The sequence below is a fragment of the Prescottella defluvii genome (assembly GCF_000738775.1).
GTDB classification, from domain to species: domain Bacteria; phylum Actinomycetota; class Actinomycetes; order Mycobacteriales; family Mycobacteriaceae; genus Prescottella; species Prescottella defluvii.
Genome location: NZ_JPOC01000020.1, coordinates 116,684 through 142,433 on the forward strand (window position 1 = coordinate 116,684; position 25,750 = coordinate 142,433).

Genomic DNA, 25,750 nt, shown 5'->3' on the forward strand with positions numbered 1-25,750 from the left:
CGGTGGACCGGGGCGGCCCGGACATCCCGGCGTCGGCGGATGTCGTCGTGATCGGTGGTGGTTCGTGCGGGAGCGTCGTCGCCGGTCGTCTCAGCGAGGACCCGAGCCGACGGGTCCTGCTCGTCGAATCCGGTCCGGGCCACCGGATTCCCGCCGAGTTCCCACCAGAACTCGTCGACGCCGGGGTGCTCCCGGTGGGCCCGGACAGCCGCTGGATCTGGCCGTATCCGGTGGAGCTCACGGGCAGTCGTGCCGGCTGGATCGCGCGGGGGCGGGTGCTGGGCGGTTCGGGTGCCGTCAACGGCGGCTACTTCGTGCGGGCGCAGGTGGGCGACTTCGCGCACTGGCCGGCGTCGTGGTCCTACGAGCACGTGCTGCCGTACTTCAGGAAGATCGAGTCCGACGCCGACTTCGGCGGTCCGTGGCACGGGTCGACGGGTCCGATTCCGGTGCGCCGCGACCCCGTCGACCACTGGCATCCGGTGAGCGCCGCGTTCGCCGACGTCGCGCACGCCGCGGGTCATCCCGACGACCGCGACAAGAACGCACCCGGATCGCACGGCATCGGCCCGGTGCCGCTGAACATCCGGGACGGTGTGCGGGTGGGTCCGGCGTCGGCCTATCTGCTGCCCCATCTGGGGCGGCCCAACCTCACCGTCCGGTCCGACACGACCGTGACGCGGGTGCTGTTCTCCGGAACGCGGGTGGAGGGAGTCGAGGTCACCGTCGACGGTCGGGTGGGGACGATTCGGGCGTCGACGGTGGTCCTCACCGCCGGCGCGGTCGCGACCCCGCACCTGCTGATGCTGTCCGGGGTCGGTGCCGCCGACCATCTGGCGGCGCTGGGCATCCCGGTGGTCGCGGACCTACCGGCGGTGGGTTCGGAGTTCAGCGACCATCCCGAGGTGGTGCTGCCGTACCGCTACCGGCGCCCCGTCGCCCGGACCTCCCGAACCCCGGTGCTGCAGGTGACGCTCAACACCGGGGACATCGAAATGCGTCCGTACACAGCGGCATTCGGTGACCTGATACCCGGATCGGGAATCGGCAAACCGTGCCTCGGGGTGGTGCTGATGACACCGCGCAGCCGCGGCGAGATCCGCCTGGTGTCGCCGGATCCGGGGGACGCGCCGACGGTGTCGTACCGCTATCTGGAGTCGGCCGGGGACCGGGACGCGTTGCGCTCGGGTGTGGCCCACGCCGCCGACCTCATGCACTCCGGGCCGATGAGCCGCCTGCTCGAACCCGAGCGCATCGAGACGTCCGACGACTGGCTGTCCGACCATCTCGGCACGTCCCTGCACCTGTCGGGCAGCTGCCGGATGGGCGTCGACGAGGAGTCGTCGGTGGTGGACGAGCGGTGCCGTGTCCACGGAATCGACGGCCTGTACGTCGTCGATACGTCGATCCTGCCTTCGGTGCCCAGTCGTGGCCCGCACGCCACCGCCGTCATGGTCGCGGAGCGTGCCAGCACCTTCGTGTGAGCGGCATTACAGTGGCTGTCGGGGGCGTCAGGGGTCGATGGAGGGCGTCGATGGCAGGTCAGGAGTTCGGTTCGCGCAATCCGTGGATTGCGGTGCGTCCCGGCGACGACCCCGCGGTGCTCGCGGAGAGGACGTCGTCGGCGCATCAACTGTTCGTGGACTCGGAGCTCGACGGCACCGGGGTCGATGCCGTCCGGTCGGTCGTCCGGGAGTCGTGGTTGCGCAGCCGGGGGAGCGGTGTGAGCCCGGACGTCGTCGACGACGGGGTGGTCCTCGACGGGGCCGCGCTCGCGCAGTACCGGGCGGAGCATCCGCTGGCCGCGATCCGCCCGGTGGTGCGGAAACTGCTGGTCGAGGACGCTGCGGACACCGGTCTGCTCGTTGCGATCAGCGATGCGCACGGCCGGTTGCTGTGGGTCGAGGGTGACGCCGTGGCGAAGGACCGGGCGCTGCGCATGAACTTCGTCGAGGGCGCGGACTGGAGCGAGGAACGGGTGGGGACCAACGCTCCCGGTACCGCGCTCGCACTCGACCACGGTGTCCAGATCTTCGCGGCCGAGCACTTCAACCGTGCGGTCCACGAGTGGAGTTGTTCGGCGGCCCCGATCCACGACCCGGTCACGGGGCGGACGATCGGTGCACTCGACATCACCGGCGGACCCCGGGTGGCGGTGCCGGAGGCGCTCACCCTCGTCCGTGCCACGGTGGCGGCGGCCGAGGCGGAGTTGCGGTTGCAGGCGTTGGCGTCGCCGCGACCGTCGGTGGCGTCGGCGCCGCGCCTCGAGGTCCTGGGGTCGGGGCGTCCGGGCCTGATCGTGGACGGTGAACGCAGTCATCTGTCGCGCCGGCACGCGGAGATCCTGCTGCTGCTCGCCGAACACCCCGAGGGTCTCGCCGCCGACCAGCTCGCGGTGCTGCTCGACGAGGAGGAACTGGACGCGGTCACGATCCGGGCCGAGATGTCGCGGCTACGTAAGGTTTTCGGTGCCGAACGACTGGGATCGCGACCGTACCGGCTGCTCGCGCCGCTCGCGTCCGACGTCGACGACGTGCGGTCGCTGCTCGACCGCGGTGACCTCGAGTCGGCGCTGCACCTGTACGGCGGGCCGGTGTTGCCGGGGTCGGAGGCGCCCGGCGTCGAGGACGTGCGGGAGGAGCTTCGTGTGCGGGTGCAGGCGACGGTCCTGCGCGGCGGTGACTCGCGCCTGCTCGCGTCGTGGACGAGTTCGATCCACGGCCGCCACGACCGCACCGCCTGGGTGGCGTACCTGTCCACCCTCGACACCGGTTCGTCGCGGCACGCGCAGGTGGAGGCCCACCTGCGCGTGCTCGACCGAAGGTTCGGGTCGGGCTACTGAACCTGTGCCGTCTCGGACTCCGCGGATGCGACGGCCGCGGCCCAGCGGTAGTCGGCCTTGCCGGCGGGGGTGCGCTTGACCTCCTCGACGGTCACCACGGCGCGCGGAACCTTGTAGCCGGCGAGCGTCTTGCGGCAGTGCTCCTGGACGCCGTCGAGTGTCAGTTCCGCCGCGTCGGGGTAGACCGCGATCACGGCCGCGACCCGCTGACCCATCCGCTCGTCGGGCACCGGTACGACGAGGGCGTCGGAGATCGCCGGGTGTGCGTGGAGGGCGGCCTCGACCTCCTCCGCGAACACCTTCTCGCCGCCGGTGTTGATGCACTGCGAGCCGCGTCCGAGGAAGACGATGGTGCCGTCGGCCTCGATCGTGCCCATGTCGCCGAGCACCGAGATGCGGGTGCCGTCCGCACGGGTGGGGAAGGTGCGGGCGGTCTTCTCCTCGTCCTTGTAGTAGCCGACGGGGACGTTGCCGATGCGGGCGATGTAGCCGATCTCGTCGGACCCGGCGGGGATCTGTTCGAGACGCTCGTCGACCAGGATCATGTTGGGCGACGGGGGCATCCGCAGGTTGCCGTTCTCGTCGATGGTGAAGGCGCCGTCGTTGCCGGACTCGGACGCTCCGAAGTTGTCGCGTAGCAGCAGGTCCGGCTTGACCGCGAGCATCCTCTCGCGCACGCTCAGCGACCAGATCGCGCCGCCCGAGGTGATCGAGAACAGCGAACCGAGATCGACTTCGCCCTTGCGGCGCTCCATCTCGTCCACCAGTGGCAGTCCCATGCCGTCGCCGACGATGAGGATCACCTGCAGTGATTCCTTCTCGATCGACTCGACGACCTTGCGCGGGACGAAGTCGCGCATCAACACCACCCGTGCGCCGAGAGTGAAGAAGGTGAAGAGTGAGTACAGTGCGGCCCCGTGCATGAGCGGTGCCGCGATCAGGAACGAGAGATCGGGGAATTCCTTTGCGGCAGCAGCAACCTCGGCGAGATCCTTCCGGGCGTCCTCGCCGTAGGGATTGCCGCCGGAGAGGGGCTTGCGGAAGAAGTCGTCGTGCCGCCAGATGACGCCCTTGGGGTAGCCGGTGGTTCCGCCGGTGTAGAGGACGTACAGATCGTCGCCGCTGCGCGGGGCGAACTCGGCGGTGGCCGGTAGGTCGCGCGCGTCACTGAACGGCACCACCGAGACCGAGCGGGCCTCGGCCGCCGAACGCAGTTCGTCGGTGATGTCGCCGACGACGATGACGGTCCGCACCAGTGGGCAGCGTTCGAGCAGCCCGGCGAGGGTGCGCTGGTGTTCGGGGAGTTCGACGACGACCGCGATCGAGTCCGAGTTGGTGAAGATGTACTCGAGTTCGGCGGGGGTGTAGCGGTAGTTGACGTTGATCGGTACCGCCCGGATCTTGATCAGGCCCAGGACCGACGTGACGTGCTCGACGCTGTTCTTCAGGAACAGCGACACGTGCTCGCCGGGCGCGATACCGGCCTGCGCGAGCAGTTGGGCCGTCTTGTTCGCCTCGCCGTCGAGTTCGGCGTACGTGAAGTTCTCGCCCTCGTACGTCAGGGCTGTCCGGTCGGGCACCGCCGCCGCGACTGTCTCGAAAACATCGGCCAGGTTGAACTGCATCAGCGTTCCTTCCAGAGCAGCGACACGATCGGCGGAACACGTTCCACCTGTGACCTGCACCCTAGCCAGGCGGGTACCGGTTCCGTGACGAAATTCGGACATCGATCGATCCGGACGTAGGGAACTGTTCGGGCGGATTCGGACCGGGTCGCCGCGCAGTTGTGACCTCGAACCCAACGTGGTTGCAACGTTGACATGCCTAGTGTCCTGTATCACACCCCGAGTGGAGGTGTGACAGCGCAGACAGGAGACTTCGTATGAGCGTGTATGCCCGTCCCGGTTCACCCGACGCCCTGATGTCCTTCGAATCGCGGTACGACAACTGGATCGGTGGCGAGTGGGTGGCACCGGTGAAGGGGCAGTACTTCGAGAACCCGACCCCGGTCACGGGTAAGCCGTTCTGCGAGATCGCACGGTCGACGGCCGAGGACATCGACCTCGCGCTCGACGCCGCCCATGCCGCGGCACCGGCGTGGGGCAAGACCTCGGCGGCCGAGCGCGCGGTCATCCTGAACAAGATCGCCGACAGGATGGAGCAGAACCTCGAGTCCATCGCGCTGGCCGAGTCCTGGGACAACGGCAAGCCGATCCGCGAGACCCTCAACGCGGACATCCCGCTCGCGATCGACCACTTCCGCTACTTCGCGGGTGCGATCCGCGCGCAGGAGGGCTCGCTGTCGGAGATCAACTCCGACACCGTCGCTTACCACTTCCACGAGCCGCTCGGTGTGGTCGGCCAGATCATTCCGTGGAACTTCCCGATCCTGATGGCCGTGTGGAAGCTGGCACCGGCGCTGGCCGCCGGCAACGCCATCGTCCTCAAGCCCGCGGAACAGACCCCGGCGTCGATCCTGTACCTGATGGGTGTCATCGGTGATCTGCTGCCCGCCGGCGTGCTCAACGTCGTCAACGGCTTCGGCACCGAGGCGGGCAAGCCGCTCGCATCGAGCCCCCGGATCCGGAAGATCGCGTTCACCGGCGAGACCACCACCGGCCGGCTGATCATGCAGTACGCATCGCAGAATCTGATTCCGGTGACGCTCGAACTGGGCGGCAAGAGCCCCAACGTGTTCTTCTCCGACGTCCTCGCCGCCCCCGACGACTTCCAGGACAAGGCGCTCGAGGGTTTCACGATGTTCGCGCTCAACCAGGGCGAGGTGTGCACGTGCCCGTCGCGTGCGCTGATCCAGAAGGACATCTTCGACGACTTCCTCGCGCTCGCCGCGGTACGCACCAAGGCGGTGCGTCAGGGCGATCCGCTCGACACCGACACGATGATCGGCGCGCAGGCGTCGAACGATCAGCTCGAGAAGATCCTGTCGTACATCGAGATCGGCAAGAACGAGGGCGCCCGCCTGATCACCGGCGGCGAGCGGGCCGAACTGGGTGGCGACCTGTCGGAGGGCTTCTACGTCCAGCCGACGATCTTCACCGGCGACAACGGCATGCGGATCTTCCAGGAGGAGATCTTCGGTCCGGTCGTGTCGGTGACGTCGTTCGCGGACTACGACGACGCCATCTCGATCGCGAACGACACCCTCTACGGTCTCGGTGCCGGCGTGTGGTCGCGTGACGGCGGCGTCGCGTACCGGGCCGGACGCGACATCCAGGCCGGGCGGGTGTGGACCAACACCTACCACCAGTATCCGGCGCACGCGGCGTTCGGCGGCTACAAGCAGTCCGGTATCGGCCGCGAGAACCACCACATGATGCTCGCGCACTACCAGCAGACCAAGAACCTGCTCGTCAGCTACGCACCCAAGGCGCAGGGCTTCTTCTGATCCGATCCATCCACGCACTGCGCGGCGCCGGCGGGTGCCCACGTCGGCGCTGCGCCCCCACCCCATCCGGAGGTTCCCATGACCGAGACGATGAAGGCCGCGGTTGTCCGCGAGTTCGGAAAGCCCCTGTCCATCGAGGAGGTGCCGATACCGAAGCCCGCCCGCGACCAGGCGCTCGTGAAGGTCCGTTCGAGCGGTGTCTGCCACACGGATCTGCATGCGGCCAAGGGTGATTGGCCGGTCAAGCCGCAGCCGCCGTTCATCCCGGGACACGAGGGCTACGGCGAGGTGGTGGAGCTGGGGGAGGGTGTCACCGATCTCGCGGTCGGCGACCTCGTCGGCAACGCGTGGCTGTGGTCGTCGTGTCTCGAGTGCCGGTACTGCCGCACCGGCTGGGAGACGCTGTGCGAGACGCAGATCAACGGCGGCTACACCGTCGACGGTTCGTTCGCGGAGTACATGCTGGTCGACTCCCGCTTCGCGGCCCGGGTTCCGGCGGGTGCCGACCCCATCGAGGTCGCCCCCGTCCTGTGTGCCGGGGTCACCGTCTACAAGGGCCTCAAGGTCAGTGACGTCCGGCCCGGCCAGTGGGTGACGATCTCCGGCATCGGCGGCCTCGGCCACGTCGCGGTCCAGTACGCGACCGCGATGGGGTTGCGGGTGGCCGCGGTCGACGTCGCCGACTCCAAACTCGCCCTCGCCGCCGGTTTCGGCGCCGAGGTGCTCGTCAACGCCTTCGAGGAGGACCCGGTCGAGAAGATCCAGGAGGCCACCGGAGGAACCGACGGGGTTCTGGTGACCGCGGTCAATCCGGCCGCGTTCGGGCAGGCGATCGGCATGGCCCGCCGCGGCGGCACCATCACGTGCATCGGCCTGCCGCCGGGGGACTTCCCGACGCCGATCTTCGACACCGTCCTGAAGGGGCTCACGCTGCGCGGGTCGATCGTCGGTACCCGCCAGGACATGGCGGAGGCACTCGACTTCTACGCCCGCGGGTCGATCCACCCGACGGTTCACACCCGCAGGCTCGAGGACATCAACGACATCTTCGACGAACTCGAACGCGGTGCGGTCGACGGGCGCATCGTCCTGGACTTCGCGTGAGCGTCGCGCCGCCCCGGGTGGTCGTGACGGCTGCCGCCGCGGCTCTGCTGCGACACCTCACCGACGTCCACGGACCCGTGATGCTGCACCAGTCCGGGGGCTGCTGCGACGGGTCGGCGCCGATGTGTTTCCCGTTGGGGGAGTTCGTCGTCGGGGATCGGGACGTGCTGCTCGGCGTGCTAGACCTGGGCGCCGGTGTCGGGGAGGCTCCGGCGTCGGCGCCCGAGGGTGACGACGCGGTCCCGGTGTGGATCTCCGGACCCCAGTTCGACACGTGGAAGCACACCCAGTTGGTGCTCGACGTCGTTCCGGGTCGCGGCGCCGGATTCAGCCTCGAGGCACCCGAGGGTGTGCGGTTGCTCAGCCGTGGCCGGGTGTTCGACGCCGGCGAGATCACCGCGCTGGCAGCGGCGGTACCGATCCTCGGACGCGACTGGGAGGAGGGTGTCCGTCCCGGCCCTTCGCCGGTACCGCTCGTCGTCCCGAATGCGGAGGAGGAGGCCGGGTGACCGTCCACCGACGCCAGATCTCGGGGACGACCTACACGTTCGACGGGCTGGTCGACCTCATGGCGAAGGCGACACCGCTGCGTTCGGGTGACCAATTGGCCGGGTGCGCAGCCGAATCCGACGCCGAACGCGCGGCAGCGCAGTGGCTGCTCGCCGATCTGCCGCTCACGACGTTCCTGAACGACCCGGTGGTGCCGTACGAGGACGACGAGGTGACCCGCCTCATCGTCGACTCCCACGACCGCGCTGCGTTCGGCGCGGTCTCGCACCTGACGGTCGGCGGGTTCCGCGACTGGTTGCTGGCGACCACCGCGGCACCCGCTGCGGCCGCGACCCTCGCCGCCGTCGCGCGGGGGCTGACCCCGGAGATGGTGGCCGCGGTCAGCAAGATTATGCGCAATCAGGACCTGATCGCGGTGGCGCGTGCGGTCACGGTGACGTCCGGATTCCGGACCACGATCGGGCGCCCGGGCACTCTCGCGACGCGTCTGCAGCCCAACCACCCCACCGACGACCCCCGCGGTATCGCGGCCGCGATGCTCGACGGGTTGCTGATGGGCTGCGGTGACGCGGTGATCGGCGTCAATCCGGCCACCGATTCGCCGCACGCGACGTCCGACCTCCTGCACCTGCTCTACGACATCCGTCGGCGTTACGACATCCCGGTGCAGTCCTGCGTGCTCTCGCACGTCACGACCACACTCGACCTCGTGAACGCGGGTGCGCCCGTTGACCTGGTCTTCCAGTCGGTGGCGGGAACCGAGGGCGCCAATTCTGGTTTCGGCGTGAACATCTCGCTGCTGCGGGAGGCCGACGAGGCGGGGCGGTCCCTGGGCCGCGGCACGGTCGGGGACAACGTGATGTACCTCGAGACCGGGCAGGGTTCGGCGTTGTCGGCGGGCGCCCACCTCGGGACCGGCGGCCGACCCGTCGACCAGCAGACACTCGAGGCCCGCGCCTACGCCGTGGCGCGGGATCTCGAACCGTTGCTGGTGAACACCGTCGTCGGGTTCATCGGGCCGGAGTACCTGTACGACGGGAAACAGATCGTCCGGGCCGGACTCGAGGACCACTTCTGCGGCAAACTGCTGGGGCTGCCGATGGGCGTCGACGTCTGCTACACCAACCATGCCGAAGCCGATCAGGACGACATGGACAACCTCCTCACCCTGCTCGGCGTCGCGGGAACGGCCTTCGTCATCACGGTCCCCGGCGCCGACGACGTCATGCTCGGGTACCAGAGCCTGTCGTTCCACGACGTGCTGTACGCCCGGCGCGTGCTGGGACTGCGCCCGGCACCCGAGTTCGAGGCATGGTTGCAGCGTCTGGGGATGGCGGACGGCGACGGCCGGGTCCTGCCCGCCGACGTCGACTCGTCGCCCCTGCGGGAGTTGGCGGCGGGTCGATGAGCGAACTCTGGGACGAACTGCGGCGCGGCACGCAGGCACGGATCGGCCTCGGCCGCGCCGGCGATGGATTGCCCACCGAGCGACTGCTCGAGTTCCGGGTCGCACATGCCGCGGCGCGCGATGCGGTGCACGAACCACTCGACGGCGGCCCGTTCGTCGCGGCCGTCGCGGGTGTCGGGCTCGGTACGCCGGCCGTCGTGCGCAGTCGAGTGCGCGACCGCGGCGAGTACCTGCGTCGCCCCGACCTGGGCCGGGTGCCGGAGACGCTCGATCCGGTGGCCCGGGCCGACGCGGACATCGGCATCGTGCTGGCCGACGGGCTGTCCCCGCGAGCGCTCACAGACCACGGTGTGCCGCTGCTCGGGGCGCTCGCCGAGGCGTTGTCCGACCGGTACCGCATCGCACCACCCGTCGTCGCGACCGGCGCGCGGGTGGCGCTCGGTGACCACATCGGGGCGGCGCTGAGCGTGCGCACGGTCATCGTCGTGATCGGTGAGCGTCCCGGGTTGTCCGTGGCCGACAGCCTGGGGATCTATCTCACCCACCGCCCCCGGCCCGGCTGCTCCGACGCCGATCGCAACTGTGTGTCCAACATCCACCCACCCGCCGGCCTCGGCTACCGGGACGCCGCGCGGGTGGTGTCGGCGCTGGTCGACGGTGCACACCGGCTGGGACGGTCGGGTGTCGCGCTCAAGGACACCTCGCGTGCGCACCCGCTGGCGTCACCGCCGACCATCGGCGAGTTGTAGGTTTCCTTGTCGGACCTATCTCACAGTCGGACCTATCGCACAGTCGGACCTATCGCACAGTCGGACCTATCGCACACACGAGGAGAACACGATGGCCTTCGCTGGCAACGTCGACGAACTGGCACTGCTGCAGACGATCCGGTTGAAGGGCCGGGTGACCGCCGACGTTCTCGCCGCGCAACTCGGTGTCGCCGCCGCGTCGGCGGAGGCGGCGCGTGACGCGCTGCTCGCGCAGGGCAAGGCGGAGGAGGCCGGCGACGGCGCGTTCGCGCTGACCGACGCGGGTATCGCCGAGCTCGGTGACCAGCTGGACGCCGAGCGCGTGTCGATCGACGAGGACTCGATCGCGGAGATCCACGAGCGCTTCCTCGAACTCGACGGGCCGTTGCGCGACCTCGTCGGTGCCGGTGCCGCCGACCTCGATGCGCTCGCGGCGCTCGACAAGAAGGCGCAGGACGTGTTCGACGACGTCTCCGCGTTCGTGCCGCGCCTGTCGCGCTACCAGGACCTGTTCGCCGAGGCTCTGCGGAAGGCGCAGGCCGGCGACGCGGAGTGGGTCGCAGCTCCCGACATCGCGTCCTACGCCACGGTGTGGGGCGAGATCGCGCGGGAACTGCGCGGCGCGTGCGGCCTCGACGAGGACCCGGCCGCGGCCTGACCGGTCGCCACAGCGACACACCGAACCCGCCCGGGCCTCGCCCGGGCGGGTTTATCGTCGGTGGGTGGTTGTCCACTACCCACGGGGTCTGCTCGTCGTCGCGGTATTCCTTTCCGGGCTGGCCGGATTCGTGGACGCGATGGGTTTCATCACGCTCGGCGGGTTCTTCGTGTCCTTCATGAGCGGCAACTCCACCAAGCTGTCGGTGTCGGCGGCGGACGGTCTGGTGACGACGGCGCTGACCGGCGCCGGGATCGTCGCGTTGTTCGTGGTCGGGGTGATGATCGGCTCGGTGACCGGTCGCCGCGCGGGCGTCCGCCACCGGCCGGCGGTCCTGACCCTGGTGACTGCGCTGCTCCTCGCCGCCGCGGCCGCGCACCTGGCCGGGTGGACGCCGGTCGCGATCGCGCTGATGGTCACCGCGATGGGCGCCGAGAACACCACGTTCGAGCGGGAGGGCGAGGTGAGCATCAGCCTCACCTACATGACCGGCACGCTGGTGAAGATGGGGCAGCGTCTGGTCACCGCGCTGTCGGGCGGCGAGCGGTGGGGATGGGTGCGGCACTTCCTGCTGTGGGTGGCGATGATCGTCGGCGCCTTCCTGGGCGCGATCGCGCATCGGTTCGTCGGTCTGGACGCGCTGTGGCTCGCGGCCCTGTGGGGCGCGGCCTTGACCGTCGCGATCGCCCGGATGCCGCCCGCCAGGCCTGGATCCCCGAACGACTGACCGTTCGGGGAGTGTTCGAACTCTGAACAGTTGTCGACGCCTCCGAGCGTCGACTATGTCCTACATCACACCGAGCGAGTACGTTGGGGAAGCCTGCACCGCCGGGCTTCCCCATGGGTGCCGCCAGGCATCCGGAGAGGAAACGCGATGAGGACGAATCCGCTGGCAGGGTCGCCGTCGAGCACTCAGCCGAGGTCGCTGCCGAGCTATGTCTCGGGCGTGTGGGACGCGCCCATGCTGGGCGACACCATCGGCGACGACTTCGACCGCACGGTCGCGGCACACGGCGACCGGGACGCGCTGATCGATCGGGGCTCGGGGCGCCGCTGGACCTACAGCGAACTGGCGGCCGACGTGGACGTGGTCGCGTCGGGATTGCTCGGTCTCGGCCTCGTCAAGGGAGACCGGGTCGGCATCTGGGCTCCCAACTGCGCCGAGTGGACGATGGTGCAGTACGCGACCGCGAAGATCGGCGCGATCCTCGTCAACATCAATCCCGCGTACCGCTCCCACGAACTGAAGTACGTCCTGAACCAGGCCGGGATCCGGGCGTTGATCGCCGCGCCGTCGTTCAAGACGTCCGACTACGCGGCGATGATCGAGCAGGTGCGGCCCGAGTGCGCGTCGCTCGAGTCGGTGCTGCTGCTGGGGTCGGACGAATGGGAACGACTGCTCGCCGACGGCCGCACCGTGCTCGCGGGGGATCGGGACGTGCTCGCACGGGCGCAGGCGGCACTGTCCTCCGACGAACCCATCAACATCCAGTACACCTCCGGGACAACGGGATTCCCGAAGGGGGCGACACTCAGTCACCACAACATCCTCAACAACGGGTACTTCGTGGGTGAGGTGTGCGGGTACACCGAGCACGACCGGGTGTGCATCCCGGTGCCGTTCTACCACTGCTTCGGCATGGTGATGGGCAACCTCGCGTGCACCAGTCACGGCGCCGCGATGGTGATCCCCGGGCCGGCGTTCGAACCGGGCTCGACACTGGCGGCGGTGCAGGCCGAGCGGTGCACGTCGCTGTACGGGGTGCCGACGATGTTCATCGCCGAACTCGCCGACCCGGACTTCGAGACCTACGACCTGTCGAGCCTGCGCACCGGCATCATGGCCGGCTCGCCGTGCCCGGTCGAGGTGATGAAGCAGGTCATCGAGCGGATGGGCATGAGCGAGGTGTCGATCTGCTACGGCATGACCGAGACGTCGCCGGTGTCGCTGCAGACCCGCCGCGACGACAGCATCGACCAGCGGGTGTCCACCGTCGGACGCGTCGGACCGCATCTCGAGGTGAAGATCGTCGACCCGGCCACGGGGCTGACGGTGCCACGCGGCGAGCCGGGTGAACTGTGCACCCGCGGGTACTCGGTGATGCTCGGCTACTGGAACGAGCCCGAGAAGACCGGTCAGGCGATCGACGCGGCGCGCTGGATGCACACCGGCGACCTCGGAGTCATGGACGCCGACGGGTACGTCGCGATCACCGGGCGCATCAAGGACATGGTGATCCGCGGCGGCGAGAACGTGTATCCGCGCGAGATCGAGGAGTTCCTCTACACCCACCCCGACATCCTCGATGCGCAGGTGATCGGGGTGCCCGATCCGAAGTACGGGGAGGAACTGATGGTGTGGATCCGGATGCGCGAGGGGGCGGGTCCGCTCGACGCGGAGAAGATCCGCACGTTCTGCGCCGGACGCCTCGCGCACTACAAGATCCCGCGGTACGTCCACCTCGTTGACGAGTTCCCGATGACCGTCACCGGGAAGATCCGCAAGGTCGAGATGCGGGCGATGTCTCTCGAACTGATCGATCGCGTCTGATCGGAGGAAGCAGCAGTGGTGCACGGTTTACGGCCGGAAATCGAAATGTCCTGGAAACGTTCGCAGCTCAGCGGAATCGACCCCGCCCGGGTGCCCGAGCCGACGCTGCTCGACCCGTCGGATTCAGCCGAGCGGCTGCTGCGGGCGGCCCGGCCGGTACTCGACGAACTGCGGGTGCAACTTGCGGGCACCGGCTGCGGCATCCTGCTCGTCGACCGGGACTGCCGGGTCGTGTCCCGGGTGTTCGACTCCGGCGCGTTGAAGGCCGCGATGGAGGGATCCGGAGTGCTGCCCGGGGTCTCCCTCAGTGAGGAGACCTACGGAACGAACGCGCTCGGTACGCCGCTCGAGGTCCGGCAGGGGCTCGTCATCCACGGCGCCGAGCACTTCCTCGAATCGTTCCGCCAGTTCAGCTGCTACGGACACCCGATCGTGCACCCGGTCACGCGGCGGATCGAGGGCATCCTCGACATCACCGCGACGGACACGGTCGCGAACCCGCTGTTCGTGCCGTTCGTGGCGCGCGCGGCCCGGGACGTCGAAGCCCGGTTGCTCGAGGGCGCCCGCGAGTCCGACCGTCGCGTGGTCGACGCCTTTCAGCGCGCCGCCCGGCAGCGCGGACTCGCGGTCGCCGCGATGGGTCAGGACATCATGCTCACCAACAAGGCCGCGGTCGAGATGCTCGCACCGATCGACCATGCGGCGTTGCGGGCGCTCGCCGCGGACGTCCCCGCGGGGGAGACCCGGAGGCTGGACTTCACGCTGTCCACCGGTGCGAGCACCGCGCTGCGGATCGACCGGGTCGCCGGCGCCGACAGCGGGGCGCTGTTCCTGCTCGACGTCGGGGGCCCGCGGCCGCCGGTACGGCGGACCGCGACCGCGCAGGATGCGACGTCGCGTCTGCGGCGCCGGTTGCGCGAGTTACGTTCGGGCACTGGCTCGCTCGCTGTCGTCGGTGAGCCCGGCAGTGGTCGGACGTGGGCGGCGCGGCAGTTTGCCGACGCCACCGGTGACGAACTCGAGGTGGTCGATGCCGCGCAGATCGTCGGGGAGGGGGAACACGAGTGGTCGGCGCGGCTGCTCGCGGTCGTCGCACGAGGACCTGCATGTGTGGTGATCGAGCACGTGCACCTGGCGCCGGAGTCCGTGCTGGCGCTCGTCGCCTCGATGGTGGCCGGCTCCGACGGACCGCGGATCCTCCTCACGAGCGATCCCGTCGACAGTGTTCCGCAGCCGGTGCGGGACCTGCTCGCGCGCTGCGGAAATCAGGTGCAGGTTCCCGCGCTGCGCCAGCGGATCAGGGAACTCGACGGGCTCGTCGCCGCGCTCGCCCGCGAACTCGGGCGCGCCGATCTCCGGCTCGGACCCAATGCGTCGGCGGCACTGTCCGAGCACACGTGGCCCGGGAATCTCGTCGAACTCCGTGCCGTGCTCGCCGGCCTTCCCGGCAAGCCGGACGGCAGCCCGATCCGGGTCGAGGATCTTCCCGACGACTACCGGGCGTCCGGGCGGGTAGCCCGGCTGGGCGGTCGTGAGCGGGCCGAACGCGACGCGATCGTCGAGGCGCTCGAGGAGAGCGGTGGAAACAAGGTTCACGCCGCCGCACGCCTCGGAATCAGCCGGACGACGCTGTACAGCCGGATCCGTGCCCTCGACATCACCGTGTGAGCGCGTCGGTCCCCCGCAGCGGAGTCCCGAACCCGGCCCGGTGGTACCCCGGACCCCGGTGTGATGCGCGGCACGTCATCGGTAGATTGATTCGGCGTACGCGCCAACCCCGGCATTTCGGGAAGTCGACGGGTCGGGGTTGGGATCAGATGTGGGGACGGGGGGCGCTCGGGTGAGGCCCCCGGTCGACCTCGGCAACGAAGGAAGCTGAACAGACATGACCGGGCCGGTAGCGTTCACCAGCTATTACTCCGACGAGTCCAACGACAACGGATTCCAGTGGAAGTTCAGGTGCGAGCGGTGCCGCACCGAGTACCGGTCGTCGTTCAAGCAGAACGTGTTCTCGCGTGGACGAGGCGCGCTGCGCGTCCTGCGTAACCTGTTCGGCGACCAGGTCGGAGCCCTGCACAAGGCGTCCTCCGCGGCCGAGAGCTATTCGAACACCTGGGGTGCGTCGGCATCGAGCACCAAGGACAAGGCGTTCGCGTCCGCCGTCGATGAGGTGCAGCAGGAGTTCCGCCTCTGCGGGGGTTGCGGATCATGGGTGTGCGGCCGCATCTGCTGGAACGAGCCGGTGGGCCAGTGCACGCACTGTTCGCCGCTCGCCGCCCACCAGATCGCGCGGGCCCAGGCCACTGCCCGGGACGAGCAGATCCGTCAGGCCGCCCGCGAACAGGATTGGACCGCCCAACTCGACGTCGGGGCGCCGGCGCGCGTGTCGTGCGGTACGTGTGGTGCGCATTCCGACGGCGGCACATTCTGCAGCGCATGTGGAAGTGCCTACAACCTGCGGTCCGACTGCACCGGTTGCGGCCGGCAGGTCCAGGCGGGTGCCGCATTCTGCGGCGGGTGCGGCCGGGCGCAGTAGCGATCCACACACCTGTGGGTGACGACCTGCCGGCACGGCTGTCCAAAGCTTGAACAGTTGCCCGACCACCTCCCGAAGCACGATGTCTGTGTTGCACATCACAGACAGAACTGCAGGAGGTACGGGCATGACAGTTGTTGCCGAGCAGGCCGTTTCACCACGAGTTCGCGAGTTCCTCACCGGTACCAAGCAGCTGTACATCGACGGTGAGTTCGTCGACGCGGCGTCCGGGCGCACGTTCGTCACCCACGATCCCGCGACCGGTGATCGCCTCGCGGACGTCGCCCACGGGGAGGCCGCCGACATCGACCGCGCCGTGCGGGCTGCGCGCCGCGCGTTCGACGAGGGGCCGTGGGCCGCGATGAAGCCGAACGAGCGCGAACGCCTGATCTGGCGGGTCGGTGATCTGCTCACCGAGCGTGCCGCCGAGTTCGGTCAGCTCGAGGCGCTCGACAACGGTAAGTCCGCCGCGATCGCGTCCGCGGTCGACACGGCCTGGGCCGCCGACGTCTTCCGGTACTACGCGGGCTGGGCCACCAAGATCGAGGGCAGCACCGTCAACGTGTCGATGCCGTTCGCGCCGGGCGGTGAGTTCCACGCCTACACGCTGCGCGAGCCCATCGGGGTGTGCGGACTGATCGTGCCGTGGAACTTCCCGCTGCTGATGGCGTCGTGGAAGCTCGCGCCCGCGCTCGCGGCCGGCAACACCGTGATCCTCAAGCCCGCCGAACAGACCCCGCTCACCGCGCTCCTGCTGGCCGAGATCTTCGAGGAGGCAGGATTCCCGCCCGGCGTGGTCAACATCGTGCCCGGCTTCGGTGACGCCGGTGCCGCGCTCTCGGCGCACGATGACGTCGACAAGGTCGCGTTCACCGGTTCCACTGAGGTGGGCAAGAAGATCGTGGACGCCGCCAAGGGCAATCTGAAGAAGGTCTCCCTCGAGCTCGGCGGCAAGAGCCCCAATATCGTGTTCGCGGACGCCGATTTCGATGCGGCGGTGCAGGGTTCGCTCAATGCGTGGCTGTTCAATCACGGTCAGTGCTGTGTCGCGGGTACCCGCCTGTACGTCGAGGACAGCATCTTCGAACGCTTCACCGAGGCCGTGGCGGACGCCGCGAGCAAGGTCAAGATCGGTCCCGGGCTCGACCCCACCACCGAACTCGGACCGCTCGTGTCGCAGGAACAGTTCGACCGCGTCACCGGATACCTGCGCGACGGCCTCGCCGACGGCGCCCGCGCGTTGACCGGCGGCAAGCGCTGGGGTGAGACCGGCTACTTCGTCGAGCCGACCGTGCTCGTCGATGTGAAACCGGAGTTCAGCGTCGTCCGTGAGGAGATCTTCGGGCCCGTCGTCGCCGCGATGCCGTTCGACGCGGACGAGGGCATCGTCACCGCCGCCAACGACTCCATCTACGGCCTCGCCGCCGGCATCTGGACCCGCGACATCTCCAAGGCGCACCGCACCGCACGCCGCCTGAAGGCCGGTTCGGTGTGGGTCAACCAGTACAACGGCTTCGATACCGCGATGCCGTTCGGCGGCTACAAGCAGTCCGGTTGGGGCCGTGAACTCGGTGCGTCAGGCATCGACGCCTTCACCCAGACCAAGGCCGTCAACGTCGCGCTCTGACCGCGGACCCCGACAAGCAGAACAAGCGAGGAGAACCCATGAAGACCAAGGCCGCCGTACTGCTCGAAGCCGGGAAGCCGTTCGAGATCATGGAACTCGATCTGGACGGCCCCGGCCCCGGCGAGGTGCTGATCAAGTACACCGCTGCGGGACTGTGCCATTCGGACCTGCACCTCACCGACGGCGACCTGCCGCCGCGCTATCCCATCGTCGGCGGACACGAGGGGTCGGGCATCATCGAGGAGGTCGGCCCCGGCGTCACCAAGGTCAAGCCGGGCGACCACGTGGTGTGCAGCTTCATCCCCAACTGCGGAACCTGCCGCTACTGTGCCACCGGGCGGCAGAACCTCTGTGACATGGGCGCCACCATCCTCGAAGGGTCGATGCCCGACGGGACCTTCCGATTCCACTCCGGTGGAAAGGATTTCGGTGCGATGTGCATGCTGGGAACCTTCGCCGAACGTGCCACCATCTCGCAGCACTCGGTCGTCAAGATCGACGAGTGGCTGCCGCTCGAGACGGCCGTCCTCGTCGGCTGCGGTGTCCCGTCCGGCTGGGGGACCGCGGTGTACTCCGGCGGCGTCCGTGCCGGAGACATCACCGTCATCTACGGCATCGGCGGGCTGGGCATCAATGCCGTGCAGGGTGCCGTGCAGGCCGGCGCCCGATACGTCGTCGTCGTCGACCCGATCCCGTTCAAACGGGAGACCGCGCTGAAGTTCGGCGCGACCCATGCGTTCGCGACCGCGGAGGAGGCCGCCGAGAAGGTCAACGAGCTGAGCTGGGGACAGGGCGCCGACCAGGCCCTGATCCTGGTCGGCACCGTCGACGAGGAGGTGGTTTCCGCGGCGACCGCCGTGATCGGCAAGGGTGGCACCGTCGTCATCACCGGTCTGGCCGACCCGGCGAAGCTGACCGTCCACGTCTCGGGCACCGACCTGACGCTCAACGAGAAGACGATCAAGGGCACGCTCTTCGGATCCGCGAACCCGCAGTACGACATCGTTCGACTCCTGCGCATGTACGACCAGGGTGTGTTGAAGCTCGACGAACTCGTCACCACCCGCTATTCGCTCGAGGACGTCAATCAGGGCTATGAGGACCTTCGTAACGGAAAGAACATTCGCGGAGTGATCCTGCACGGGCAGTGACGGACTCGCTCGCGCAACGATTCACGTGAACTCCCGCCCCGGCTCGGTCGAGGTCGTACCTTCGAGCCAGGGCGGGAGTGCGCTGCGCGTGTGGCGGGGGCGGACGGAAGGAGCCTGTCATGGGCGAGATCATCGGCACGATAATCTTCGGCGCCGTCATCGGCGTCCTCGCACGGTTGGTCGTCCCGGGCAAGCAGGCGATGGGTTGGATCATCACGGTCGTCATCGGCATCGTCGGGGCGCTCATCGGCTACTGGATCTGGGGCCTCATCAGCGACAAGGGCGACACCTCAGGGATCGACTGGTGGCGCTGGATCATCAGCATCGCGGCCGCCGCCGTCCTGACCCTCGCGTACACGTCGATCACGGCCAAACGGTCCTGACCGGTCTACCCGGCCTCGGCCGCGAGCGCCCGCAGGACCATCCGGCGCAGCACCTCCCGTGTCGTGTCCCCGTTCGTCGTGTCGGCGGACGGGGACACCGCGCTGTACGGGGTCGAGTTGATCAGGCCGAACGTCGCGTGCGCGGCGATGCGCGCACGGATCTCGTCGAGTCCCGGATCGATCCGCCGCAGCACGTCCACCCAGATCTCCACGTACCGTCGCTGCGTCTGCCGTACGCGGTGGCGGGCGTCGTCGGGCAGTGAGTGCAGGTCCCGGTCCTGCACGCGGATCAGGTCGGGCTCACCGAGCGCGAAGTCGAGGTGGAAGTCCACCAGTTCGTCGAGGGCCCCACGGGGGTCCGGTACCCGCTCGGCGACGTCCGTCCCGCCCGCGAGCAGGCGTTCGCTGATGTCGGTGAGCAGTTCGACGAGCAGGGCGTCCTTGTTGGGGAAGTGCCGGTAGACGGCCGGTCCGCTGATCCCGACCGCCGAGCCCAGGTCTTCGAGCCGGACCCCGGGAAAGCCGCGTTCGGCGATCAGGCGCGCGGCGGCGCGCAACAGCTCGCGGCGACGGTCGGCCTTCGCTTGACTGCGCCGGCGCGGGGCCGCTCCCACTTCACGATCGATGTCGGTCATCGGTCACATTTTCCCGTTCGTGTGATCTGGACAACTCAGTTAATCACGGATAACCTGATTTCAGTTAGTCGGCATTAACTGAATCTCATCGTATCTGTCTACCTGCGAGGACGGTGACGTGACAACCGCTCGAACCGCATCAACCACCTCCCATCGGGAGCAGCACCTCGCTCTCGTGGTCGAGTTGCGCGACAAGTTGGCCGCCGCGGCGCTCGGTGGCAGCGAGAAGTCCCGGGAGCGTCATGTCGCTCGCGGCAAACTCCTGCCCCGCGACCGTGTGGACGCGCTCCTGGACCCCGGAAGCCCGTTCCTCGAACTGGCCCCGCTCGCCGCGAACGGCATGTACGACGACGAGTGCCCCGGCGCCGGCGTCATCGGCGGCATCGGCCGGGTGTCGGGTCGCGAATGTGTGATCGTCGCGAACGACGCCACCGTCAAGGGCGGCACCTACTACCCGATGACGGTCAAGAAGCACCTGCGGGCGCAGGAGATCGCGCTGCAGAACAATCTGCCGTGCCTCTACCTCGTCGACTCCGGTGGCGCGTTCCTGCCGATGCAGGACGAGGTGTTCCCGGACCGCGAGCACTTCGGACGCATCTTCTACAACCAGGCGACCATGAGCGCCAAGGGGATTCCGCAGATCGCCGCGGTCCTCGGATCGTGCACCGCCGGCGGGGCATACGTGCCGGCGATGAGCGACGAGGCCGTGATCGTGCGAAACCAGGGCACGATCTTCCTCGGTGGTCCGCCGCTGGTGAAGGCCGCGACCGGTGAAGTCGTGACGGCCGAGGAACTGGGCGGCGGCGACCTGCACTCCAAGGTCTCCGGTGTCACCGACCACCTCGCCGAGGACGATCTCGACGCGCTGCGCATCGTCCGCAAAATCGTCTCCACGTTCGGCCCGCGCGCACCCCGGCCGTGGGAGGTGGCCGAGACGGTCGCGCCCGTCGCTGACCAGGACGAGCTGTACGACGTCGTCCCGACCGACCCGCGGATCCCGTACGACGTTCGTGAGGTGATCACGCGGATGGTCGACGGAGGCGAGTTCCAGGAGTTCAAGGCCGAGTACGGCAAGACTCTGGTCACCGGGTTCGCCCGGATCCACGGGCATCCGGTCGGCATCGTCGCCAACAACGGCGTGCTGTTCGCGGAATCGGCGCTGAAGGGCGCGCACTTCATCGAACTGTGCGACAAGCGCAGCATCCCGCTGCTGTTCCTGCAGAACATCACCGGGTTCATGGTCGGCCGCGAGTACGAGGCCGGCGGGATTGCCAAGCACGGCGCCAAGATGGTCACCGCCGTCGCGTGCGCGCGGGTGCCGAAGCTGACCGTGGTGATCGGCGGTTCGTACGGGGCCGGCAACTACTCGATGTGCGGGCGGGCGTACTCGCCGCGCTTCCTGTGGATGTGGCCCAACGCGCGCATCTCGGTGATGGGCGGTGAGCAGGCCGCCTCCGTGCTCGGGGCGGTCGGGTCCGGGCAGGACCCTGATGCGATTCGCGCCCAGTACGAGGCACAGGGCAATCCGTACTACTCGACCGCTCGGCTGTGGGACGACGGTGTGATCGACCCAGCCGACACCAGAACCGTTGTCGGACTGGCATTGTCGGCGTGCGCGAATGCGCCGCTGGAGCCGGTCTCCTACGGCGTCTTCCGGATGTGAGGCACGAATGACCACCCAGTTCGATACCGTCCTCGTCGCCAATCGCGGCGAAATCGCAGTGCGGGTCATCCGTACGCTGCGCCGCATGGGCATTCGCTCGGTCGCGGTCTACAGCGAGGCCGACACCGGCGCCCGGCACGTCCGTGAGGCCGACACCGCCGTGCTGATCGGGCCCGCCGCGGCCCGCGAGAGTTACCTCGACATCGACCGGATCCTCGACGCCGCGAAACGCACGGGTGCGCAGGCGATCCACCCGGGGTACGGCTTCCTCTCCGAGAACACCGCGTTCGCCGCAGCCTGTGCTGCCGCCGGCATCGCCTTCCTGGGCCCGTCCGCGCGAGCCATCGAGGTGATGGGCGACAAGATCACCGCGAAGAACGCGGTGGCCGCGTTCGACGTCCCGGTCGTTCCGGGCATCGCGGAGCCGGGCCTGACGGACGCGGACCTCGTCACCGCGGCCGGCGACATCGGCTACCCGGTCCTGGTCAAACCGTCCGCCGGTGGTGGCGGCAAGGGCATGCGCCTGGTCGAAGATGCCACCGACCTGCCTGCCGCACTGGCGAGCGCGCGCCGCGAGGCTGCGTCGGCGTTCGGCGACGACACCCTGTTCCTCGAGCGGTTCGTGCTGAGGCCCAGGCACATCGAGGTCCAGATCCTCGCCGACGGACACGGCAACGTCGTGCACCTCGGGGAGCGCGAGTGCAGCCTGCAGCGCCGGCACCAGAAGGTGATCGAGGAGGCGCCGTCGCCGCTGCTCGACGCGCAGACCCGCGCCCGGATCGGCGCCGCCGCGTGCGCCACGGCGCGCAGCGTCGACTACACGGGCGCCGGCACCGTCGAGTTCATCGTGTCCGCCGACCGGCCCGACGAGTTCTTCTTCATGGAGATGAACACCCGCCTGCAGGTGGAGCACCCGGTCACCGAGATGGTGACCGGCCACGATCTCGTCGAGTGGCAGGTGCGCATCGCCGCCGGGGAACCGCTCGGCTTCGCCCAGGGCGACGTCACGCTCACCGGCCACGCGATCGAGGCCCGTGTGTACGCGGAGGATCCCATCCGCGGCTTCCTGCCGACCGGCGGCACGGTGCTGGGCATCGCCGAACCACTCGGTGCGGGCGTTCGCGTCGACTCCGGGCTGCATGCCGGCACCGTCGTCGGCAGCGACTACGACCCGATGCTCGCGAAGGTGATCGCCCACGGCGCCGACCGTGACGAGGCGCTGCGCCGTCTCGACCGTGCGCTCGCGGACACCGCCGTTCTCGGGGTGGTCACCAACATCGACTTCCTGCGGTTCCTGCTCGCCGACGAGGACGTCCGCGCCGGACGCCTCGACACCGGTCTGCTCGACCGGCGCGTCGGGGACTATCGCGCTCCGCTGGCCGACGACGACGTCCTGATCGCCGCGGCAGCACACCACTGGCTCGGATTGTGGTCGGCGGGGACCGGTGATCCGTGGAGCGCGCCCACCGGTTGGCGGGTCGGCGGCAGGCATCCGATCTCGCTGCGCCTGCGCTGCGGTGATCGCACCGAGCACGTCCTGGTCACGGGCGCCCCCGACGCCGGTCTCGTCCGCATCGACGGCGGTGAGAACCGCACGCTCACAGCACGACTCGATGGCGGCAGTCTGGCCGTCGTCGTCGACGGATGCCGCGACGTCTACCGTGTCGCCGCGCAGGGGGACGCCCTGTGGCTCGCCGGGACCACCGGCACGTGGAGCGTCTCGCAGCTTCTCGAGGCCAGCGTCCGCGGCGACGATGCCCACACCGGCGACGCCGAACTGACCAGTCCCATGCCGGGCACCGTCATCGCCGTACATGTCGCGGACGGGGACGACATCGCCGCCGGTTCCGCGGTGGTCGTCGTCGAGGCCATGAAGATGGAGCACACCCTCACCGCGCCGATCGACGGTGTCGTCGAGGTCCTCGTCTCCGCCGGGGACCAGGTCCGGGTCGACCAACCCCTCGCCAGGGTCACTCCCACCACCGAATCCGAGCTGTCTTCCGAACTCGCACCGAAGGATGTCGCGTCATGACCGAGTACCTGTCCACCGGATCGCTGCCCGACGAGTACCAGCAGTTGGCGAAGACCGTCCGGGACTTCGCGCAGAACGTGGTCGCTCCGGTGTCCGCGGAACACGACGCCAACCACACCTTCCCGTACGAGGTTGTCGACGGCATGGCCGACATGGGTCTGTTCGGTCTGCCGTTCCCCGAGGAGTACGGCGGGATGGGCGGCGACTACTTCGCGCTGTGCCTCGCGCTCGAGGAACTCGGCAAGGTCGACCAGTCCGTCGCGATCACCCTCGAGGCCGGCGTCTCCCTCGGCGCCATGCCGGTCTACCGCTTCGGCAACGAGGAGCAGAAGCAGGAGTGGCTGCCGCAGCTCACGAGCGGAAAGTCGCTGGCCGCGTTCGGTCTCACCGAACCCGGTGCCGGCAGCGACGCGGGCGGCACGCGCACCACCGCAAAACTGGAGGGTGAGCAGTGGGTTATCAACGGCAACAAGCAGTTCATCACCAACTCCGGCACCGACATCACCCGGCTCGTCACGGTCACCGCGGTCACCGGAACGACCGCACAGGGCAAGAAGGAGATCTCCACCATCCTCGTGCCGACCACCACCCCGGGCTTCACCGCCGAACCGGCCTACAACAAGGTCGGCTGGAACGCCTCCGACACCCACCCGCTGACGTTCCAGGACGTGCGGGTGCCCGAGGCGAACCTGCTCGGTGAGCGCGGCCGCGGCTACGCGAATTTCCTGCGGATCCTCGACGAGGGGCGCATCGCGATCGCGGCCCTGTCGGTCGGCGCCGCACAGGGCTGTGTCGACGAGTCCGTCCGGTACGCGAAGGAGCGCGAGGCGTTCGGCCGTCCCATCGGGGCCAACCAGGCCATCGAGTTCAAGATTGCGCGTATGGAGGCCCGGGCGCACACCGCCCGGACCGCCTACTACGACGCCGCGGCACTCATGCTGTCCGGCAAGCCGTTCAAGAAACAGGCGTCGATCGCGAAGCTCGTCGCGAGCGAGGCCGCGATGGACAATGCGCGCGATGCCACCCAGATCTTCGGTGGATACGGTTTCATGAACGAGTACCCGGTGGCCCGGCACTACCGCGACAGCAAGATCCTCGAGATCGGTGAGGGCACCACCGAGGTCCAGTTGATGCTGATCGCACGGGAGCTGGGGGTGCAGCGGTGACGATGCGCAAGATCGTCCAGCGCGGGCTGTGGTTCGAGGAGTTCGAGACCGGGGTGGTGTATGCGCATCGGCCGGGCCGCACCGTCACCGAGGCCGACAACGTGCTGTTCACGACGCTCACCATGAACACGCAGGCACTGCACCTCGACGCCGCGTTCGCCGCGGAGACCCAGTTCGGGGAGCGCCTGGTGAACTCGATGTTCACGCTGTCCACGCTCGTCGGTCTGTCGGTGGCGCAACTGACACAGGGGACCATCGTCGCGAACCTCGGATTCTCCGAGATCGCGTTCCCGAAGCCGCTGTTCCACGGTGACACGCTGTACGCGGAGACGGTGGTGACAGATCTGCGGGAGTCACGCAGCCGGCCGGGGGAGGGCATCGTGACGTTCGAGCACACCGGACACAACCAGCACGGCGACGTGGTCGCGACCGCCGTTCGCAAGACCCTGGTAAGGAAGAGGCCGGCATGAGCGGTGCACCGAGAGTCGAGAGCATCTGGGCGGGAGCACTTTCCGGACCGGCCTGGTTGTTCTGCCCGGCCGACCGTCCCGAGCGGTTCGCGAAGGCGGCCGAGGCCGCCGACGTCGTGATCCTCGACCTCGAGGACGGGGTGGCGCCCGCGGACAAGGAGGCGGCGCGCCGGGCGCTGGTCGATGTGCCGCTGGACCCGGATCGCACCGTGGTGCGGGTGAACGCGCACGGCACCGACGACTACGCCCTCGACTGCGCGGCCCTCGATCGCACGCCGTACACCGCGGTGATGCTGCCCAAGTGCGAATCCGTGGACCAGGTACTCGATCTCGCGCCGTTGTCGGTGGTGGTGCTCGTCGAGTCGCCGCTCGGGGCGCTGGCCATCGAGCAAGCCGTCCGCGCCGAGAACGCGGTCGGCGTGATGTGGGGTGCCGAGGACCTCGTCGCCGGTCTCGGCGGGACGTCGAGTCGCACGGCCGACGGCCGCTACCGCGATGTCGCGCGGCACGTGCGGTCCGTGGCTCTGCTCGCGGCGAAGGCTCACGGGCGGTTCGCGCTGGACTCGGTGTTCCTCGACATCCCCGACCTCGACGGACTCGCGGACGAGTGCGACGACGCCGTAGCTGTCGGATTCGACGGGAAGGTCGCGATCCACCCGCGGCAACTCGACGTCATCCGGCACGCGTACGCACCGACGTCGGAGCAGTTGGGTTGGGCGGAGCAGGTTCTCGCCGCGGCGTCCCGGGAGCGGGGTGTGTTCACGTTCGAGGGGCGGATGGTCGATGCACCGGTGCTCCGGCACGCGCAGGAGATCGTCCGAAGGTCCGGCATTCCCCGCGCCCCGGGAGAAGAGTGAGC

At 68.9% G+C, this 25,750-nt stretch carries 22 protein-coding genes; 20 read left to right on the top strand and 2 right to left on the bottom strand.

The genetic code is table 11. The features are described 5' to 3' along the window. Positions 1-2 precede the first annotated feature (2 nt). Together mftG and IJ15_RS0107515 are read left to right on the top strand one after the other, a co-directional pair. Entirely contained in the window at positions 3-1,484 is a 1,482-nt protein-coding gene (mftG, locus tag IJ15_RS0107510; protein ID WP_081880628.1) for a mycofactocin dehydrogenase MftG, read from the top strand. Between the two features lie 50 nt (positions 1,485-1,534). Further along, entirely contained in the window at positions 1,535-2,842 is a 1,308-nt protein-coding gene (locus tag IJ15_RS0107515) for a GAF domain-containing protein (protein WP_031937726.1), read from the top strand. Here the strand turns inward: IJ15_RS0107515 and IJ15_RS0107520 are convergent. Next, positions 2,836-4,467 (bottom strand): AMP-binding protein, encoded by a 1,632-nt coding sequence (locus IJ15_RS0107520; RefSeq protein ID WP_031937727.1) that lies wholly within the window; start codon positions 4,465-4,467, stop codon positions 2,836-2,838. The genes IJ15_RS0107515 and IJ15_RS0107520 overlap by 7 nt on opposite strands. Positions 4,468-4,724: 257 nt before the next feature. On the opposite strand from IJ15_RS0107520, the gene exaC reads away from it, so the two are divergent. The 13 genes from exaC (at position 4,725) to IJ15_RS0107590 (ending at position 18,925) form a co-directional block, all read left to right on the top strand. After that, positions 4,725-6,248, top strand: a complete 1,524-nt coding sequence (gene exaC / locus IJ15_RS0107525) for an acetaldehyde dehydrogenase ExaC (RefSeq protein WP_031937728.1) — start codon at positions 4,725-4,727, stop codon at positions 6,246-6,248. Between the two features lie 78 nt (positions 6,249-6,326). Then, the gene (gene adhP / locus IJ15_RS0107530) at positions 6,327-7,352 is read left to right on the top strand and encodes an alcohol dehydrogenase AdhP (RefSeq protein WP_081880629.1); all 1,026 of its coding nucleotides are present in this window, start codon (positions 6,327-6,329) and stop codon (positions 7,350-7,352) included. Continuing rightward, the gene (locus IJ15_RS0107535; RefSeq protein WP_031937730.1) at positions 7,349-7,861 is read left to right on the top strand and encodes a DUF779 domain-containing protein; all 513 of its coding nucleotides are present in this window, start codon (positions 7,349-7,351) and stop codon (positions 7,859-7,861) included. Before adhP ends, IJ15_RS0107535 begins: the two co-directional genes overlap by 4 nt. Continuing rightward, a complete protein-coding gene (locus IJ15_RS0107540) occupies positions 7,858-9,270 on the top strand; it encodes an ethanolamine ammonia-lyase subunit EutB (RefSeq protein ID WP_031937731.1) in 1,413 nt (470 codons plus the stop codon). The genes IJ15_RS0107535 and IJ15_RS0107540 overlap by 4 nt, the downstream gene beginning before the upstream one ends. Continuing rightward, positions 9,267-10,019, top strand: a complete 753-nt coding sequence (eutC, locus tag IJ15_RS0107545) for an ethanolamine ammonia-lyase subunit EutC (RefSeq protein ID WP_031937732.1) — start codon at positions 9,267-9,269, stop codon at positions 10,017-10,019. Before IJ15_RS0107540 ends, eutC begins: the two co-directional genes overlap by 4 nt. Before the next feature lie 91 nt (positions 10,020-10,110). Next, entirely contained in the window at positions 10,111-10,677 is a 567-nt protein-coding gene (locus IJ15_RS0107550; RefSeq protein WP_031937733.1) for a hypothetical protein, read from the top strand. A gap of 64 nt (positions 10,678-10,741) precedes the next feature. Continuing rightward, a complete protein-coding gene (locus IJ15_RS0107560) occupies positions 10,742-11,404 on the top strand; it encodes a YoaK family protein (RefSeq protein WP_031937734.1) in 663 nt (220 codons plus the stop codon). A gap of 147 nt (positions 11,405-11,551) precedes the next feature. Beyond that, positions 11,552-13,228: an AMP-binding protein gene (locus IJ15_RS0107565; RefSeq protein WP_051918618.1), complete on the top strand. Its 1,677-nt coding sequence runs from the start codon at positions 11,552-11,554 to the stop codon at positions 13,226-13,228. Between the two features lie 45 nt (positions 13,229-13,273). After that, on the top strand, positions 13,274-14,896 hold the full coding sequence (locus IJ15_RS0107570; RefSeq protein ID WP_231569450.1) for a sigma-54-dependent Fis family transcriptional regulator: 1,623 nt from the start codon (positions 13,274-13,276) through the stop codon (positions 14,894-14,896). Positions 14,897-15,113: 217 nt separating this feature from the next. Then, positions 15,114-15,764: a zinc ribbon domain-containing protein gene (locus IJ15_RS0107575; protein WP_031937737.1), complete on the top strand. Its 651-nt coding sequence runs from the start codon at positions 15,114-15,116 to the stop codon at positions 15,762-15,764. A gap of 127 nt (positions 15,765-15,891) precedes the next feature. After that, a complete protein-coding gene (locus IJ15_RS0107580) occupies positions 15,892-17,391 on the top strand; it encodes an aldehyde dehydrogenase family protein (RefSeq protein ID WP_031937738.1) in 1,500 nt (499 codons plus the stop codon). A 38-nt stretch (positions 17,392-17,429) separates the two neighbouring features. After that, positions 17,430-18,542 (top strand): NDMA-dependent alcohol dehydrogenase, encoded by a 1,113-nt coding sequence (locus IJ15_RS0107585; protein ID WP_031937739.1) that lies wholly within the window; start codon positions 17,430-17,432, stop codon positions 18,540-18,542. Between the two features lie 119 nt (positions 18,543-18,661). Then, entirely contained in the window at positions 18,662-18,925 is a 264-nt protein-coding gene (locus tag IJ15_RS0107590; RefSeq protein WP_031937740.1) for a GlsB/YeaQ/YmgE family stress response membrane protein, read from the top strand. Positions 18,926-18,930: 5 nt separating this feature from the next. On the opposite strand, the gene IJ15_RS0107595 is transcribed toward IJ15_RS0107590, so the two are convergent. Further along, entirely contained in the window at positions 18,931-19,560 is a 630-nt protein-coding gene (locus tag IJ15_RS0107595) for an SACE_7040 family transcriptional regulator (protein WP_031937741.1), read from the bottom strand. A 118-nt stretch (positions 19,561-19,678) separates the two neighbouring features. Between IJ15_RS0107595 and IJ15_RS0107600 the strand changes: the two genes are divergently transcribed. From IJ15_RS0107600 to IJ15_RS0107620, 5 genes are read left to right on the top strand one after another with little or no spacing between them, the layout of a single operon-like run. Beyond that, positions 19,679-21,223, top strand: coding sequence for a carboxyl transferase domain-containing protein (locus IJ15_RS0107600; protein ID WP_031937742.1), 1,545 nt, complete (start codon positions 19,679-19,681; stop codon positions 21,221-21,223). Positions 21,224-21,230: 7 nt separating this feature from the next. After that, positions 21,231-23,255 carry an acetyl/propionyl/methylcrotonyl-CoA carboxylase subunit alpha gene (locus IJ15_RS0107605; RefSeq protein ID WP_031937743.1) on the top strand — a complete coding sequence of 675 codons (2,025 nt, stop codon included), beginning with the start codon at positions 21,231-21,233 and terminating at the stop codon, positions 23,253-23,255. Then, the gene (locus tag IJ15_RS0107610; RefSeq protein ID WP_031937744.1) at positions 23,252-24,421 is read left to right on the top strand and encodes an acyl-CoA dehydrogenase family protein; all 1,170 of its coding nucleotides are present in this window, start codon (positions 23,252-23,254) and stop codon (positions 24,419-24,421) included. Before IJ15_RS0107605 ends, IJ15_RS0107610 begins: the two co-directional genes overlap by 4 nt. A gap of 2 nt (positions 24,422-24,423) precedes the next feature. Continuing rightward, positions 24,424-24,891, top strand: a complete 468-nt coding sequence (locus tag IJ15_RS0107615; protein WP_031937745.1) for a MaoC family dehydratase — start codon at positions 24,424-24,426, stop codon at positions 24,889-24,891. Then, positions 24,888-25,748, top strand: coding sequence for an HpcH/HpaI aldolase/citrate lyase family protein (locus IJ15_RS0107620; RefSeq protein WP_031937746.1), 861 nt, complete (start codon positions 24,888-24,890; stop codon positions 25,746-25,748). The genes IJ15_RS0107615 and IJ15_RS0107620 overlap by 4 nt, the downstream gene beginning before the upstream one ends. The last annotated feature ends 2 nt before the right edge of the window (positions 25,749-25,750 follow it).

What these genes read in the sequence shown, in the direction of transcription:
- IJ15_RS0107515 (WP_031937726.1), top strand. Translation starts at nt 1,535, where the DNA reads ATGGCAGGTCAGGAGTTCGGTTCGCGCAATCCGTGGATTGCGGTGCGT.
- IJ15_RS0107520 (WP_031937727.1), bottom strand. Translation starts at nt 4,467, where the DNA reads ATGCAGTTCAACCTGGCCGATGTTTTCGAGACAGTCGCGGCGGCGGTG.
- exaC (WP_031937728.1), top strand. Translation starts at nt 4,725, where the DNA reads ATGAGCGTGTATGCCCGTCCCGGTTCACCCGACGCCCTGATGTCCTTC.
- adhP (WP_081880629.1), top strand. Translation starts at nt 6,327, where the DNA reads ATGACCGAGACGATGAAGGCCGCGGTTGTCCGCGAGTTCGGAAAGCCC.
- eutC (WP_031937732.1), top strand. Translation starts at nt 9,267, where the DNA reads ATGAGCGAACTCTGGGACGAACTGCGGCGCGGCACGCAGGCACGGATC.
- IJ15_RS0107550 (WP_031937733.1), top strand. Translation starts at nt 10,111, where the DNA reads ATGGCCTTCGCTGGCAACGTCGACGAACTGGCACTGCTGCAGACGATC.
- IJ15_RS0107565 (WP_051918618.1), top strand. Translation starts at nt 11,552, where the DNA reads ATGAGGACGAATCCGCTGGCAGGGTCGCCGTCGAGCACTCAGCCGAGG.
- IJ15_RS0107570 (WP_231569450.1), top strand. Translation starts at nt 13,274, where the DNA reads ATGTCCTGGAAACGTTCGCAGCTCAGCGGAATCGACCCCGCCCGGGTG.
- IJ15_RS0107575 (WP_031937737.1), top strand. Translation starts at nt 15,114, where the DNA reads ATGACCGGGCCGGTAGCGTTCACCAGCTATTACTCCGACGAGTCCAAC.
- IJ15_RS0107580 (WP_031937738.1), top strand. Translation starts at nt 15,892, where the DNA reads ATGACAGTTGTTGCCGAGCAGGCCGTTTCACCACGAGTTCGCGAGTTC.
- IJ15_RS0107585 (WP_031937739.1), top strand. Translation starts at nt 17,430, where the DNA reads ATGAAGACCAAGGCCGCCGTACTGCTCGAAGCCGGGAAGCCGTTCGAG.
- IJ15_RS0107590 (WP_031937740.1), top strand. Translation starts at nt 18,662, where the DNA reads ATGGGCGAGATCATCGGCACGATAATCTTCGGCGCCGTCATCGGCGTC.
- IJ15_RS0107595 (WP_031937741.1), bottom strand. Translation starts at nt 19,560, where the DNA reads ATGACCGACATCGATCGTGAAGTGGGAGCGGCCCCGCGCCGGCGCAGT.
- IJ15_RS0107605 (WP_031937743.1), top strand. Translation starts at nt 21,231, where the DNA reads ATGACCACCCAGTTCGATACCGTCCTCGTCGCCAATCGCGGCGAAATC.
- IJ15_RS0107610 (WP_031937744.1), top strand. Translation starts at nt 23,252, where the DNA reads ATGACCGAGTACCTGTCCACCGGATCGCTGCCCGACGAGTACCAGCAG.
- IJ15_RS0107615 (WP_031937745.1), top strand. Translation starts at nt 24,424, where the DNA reads ATGCGCAAGATCGTCCAGCGCGGGCTGTGGTTCGAGGAGTTCGAGACC.
- IJ15_RS0107620 (WP_031937746.1), top strand. Translation starts at nt 24,888, where the DNA reads ATGAGCGGTGCACCGAGAGTCGAGAGCATCTGGGCGGGAGCACTTTCC.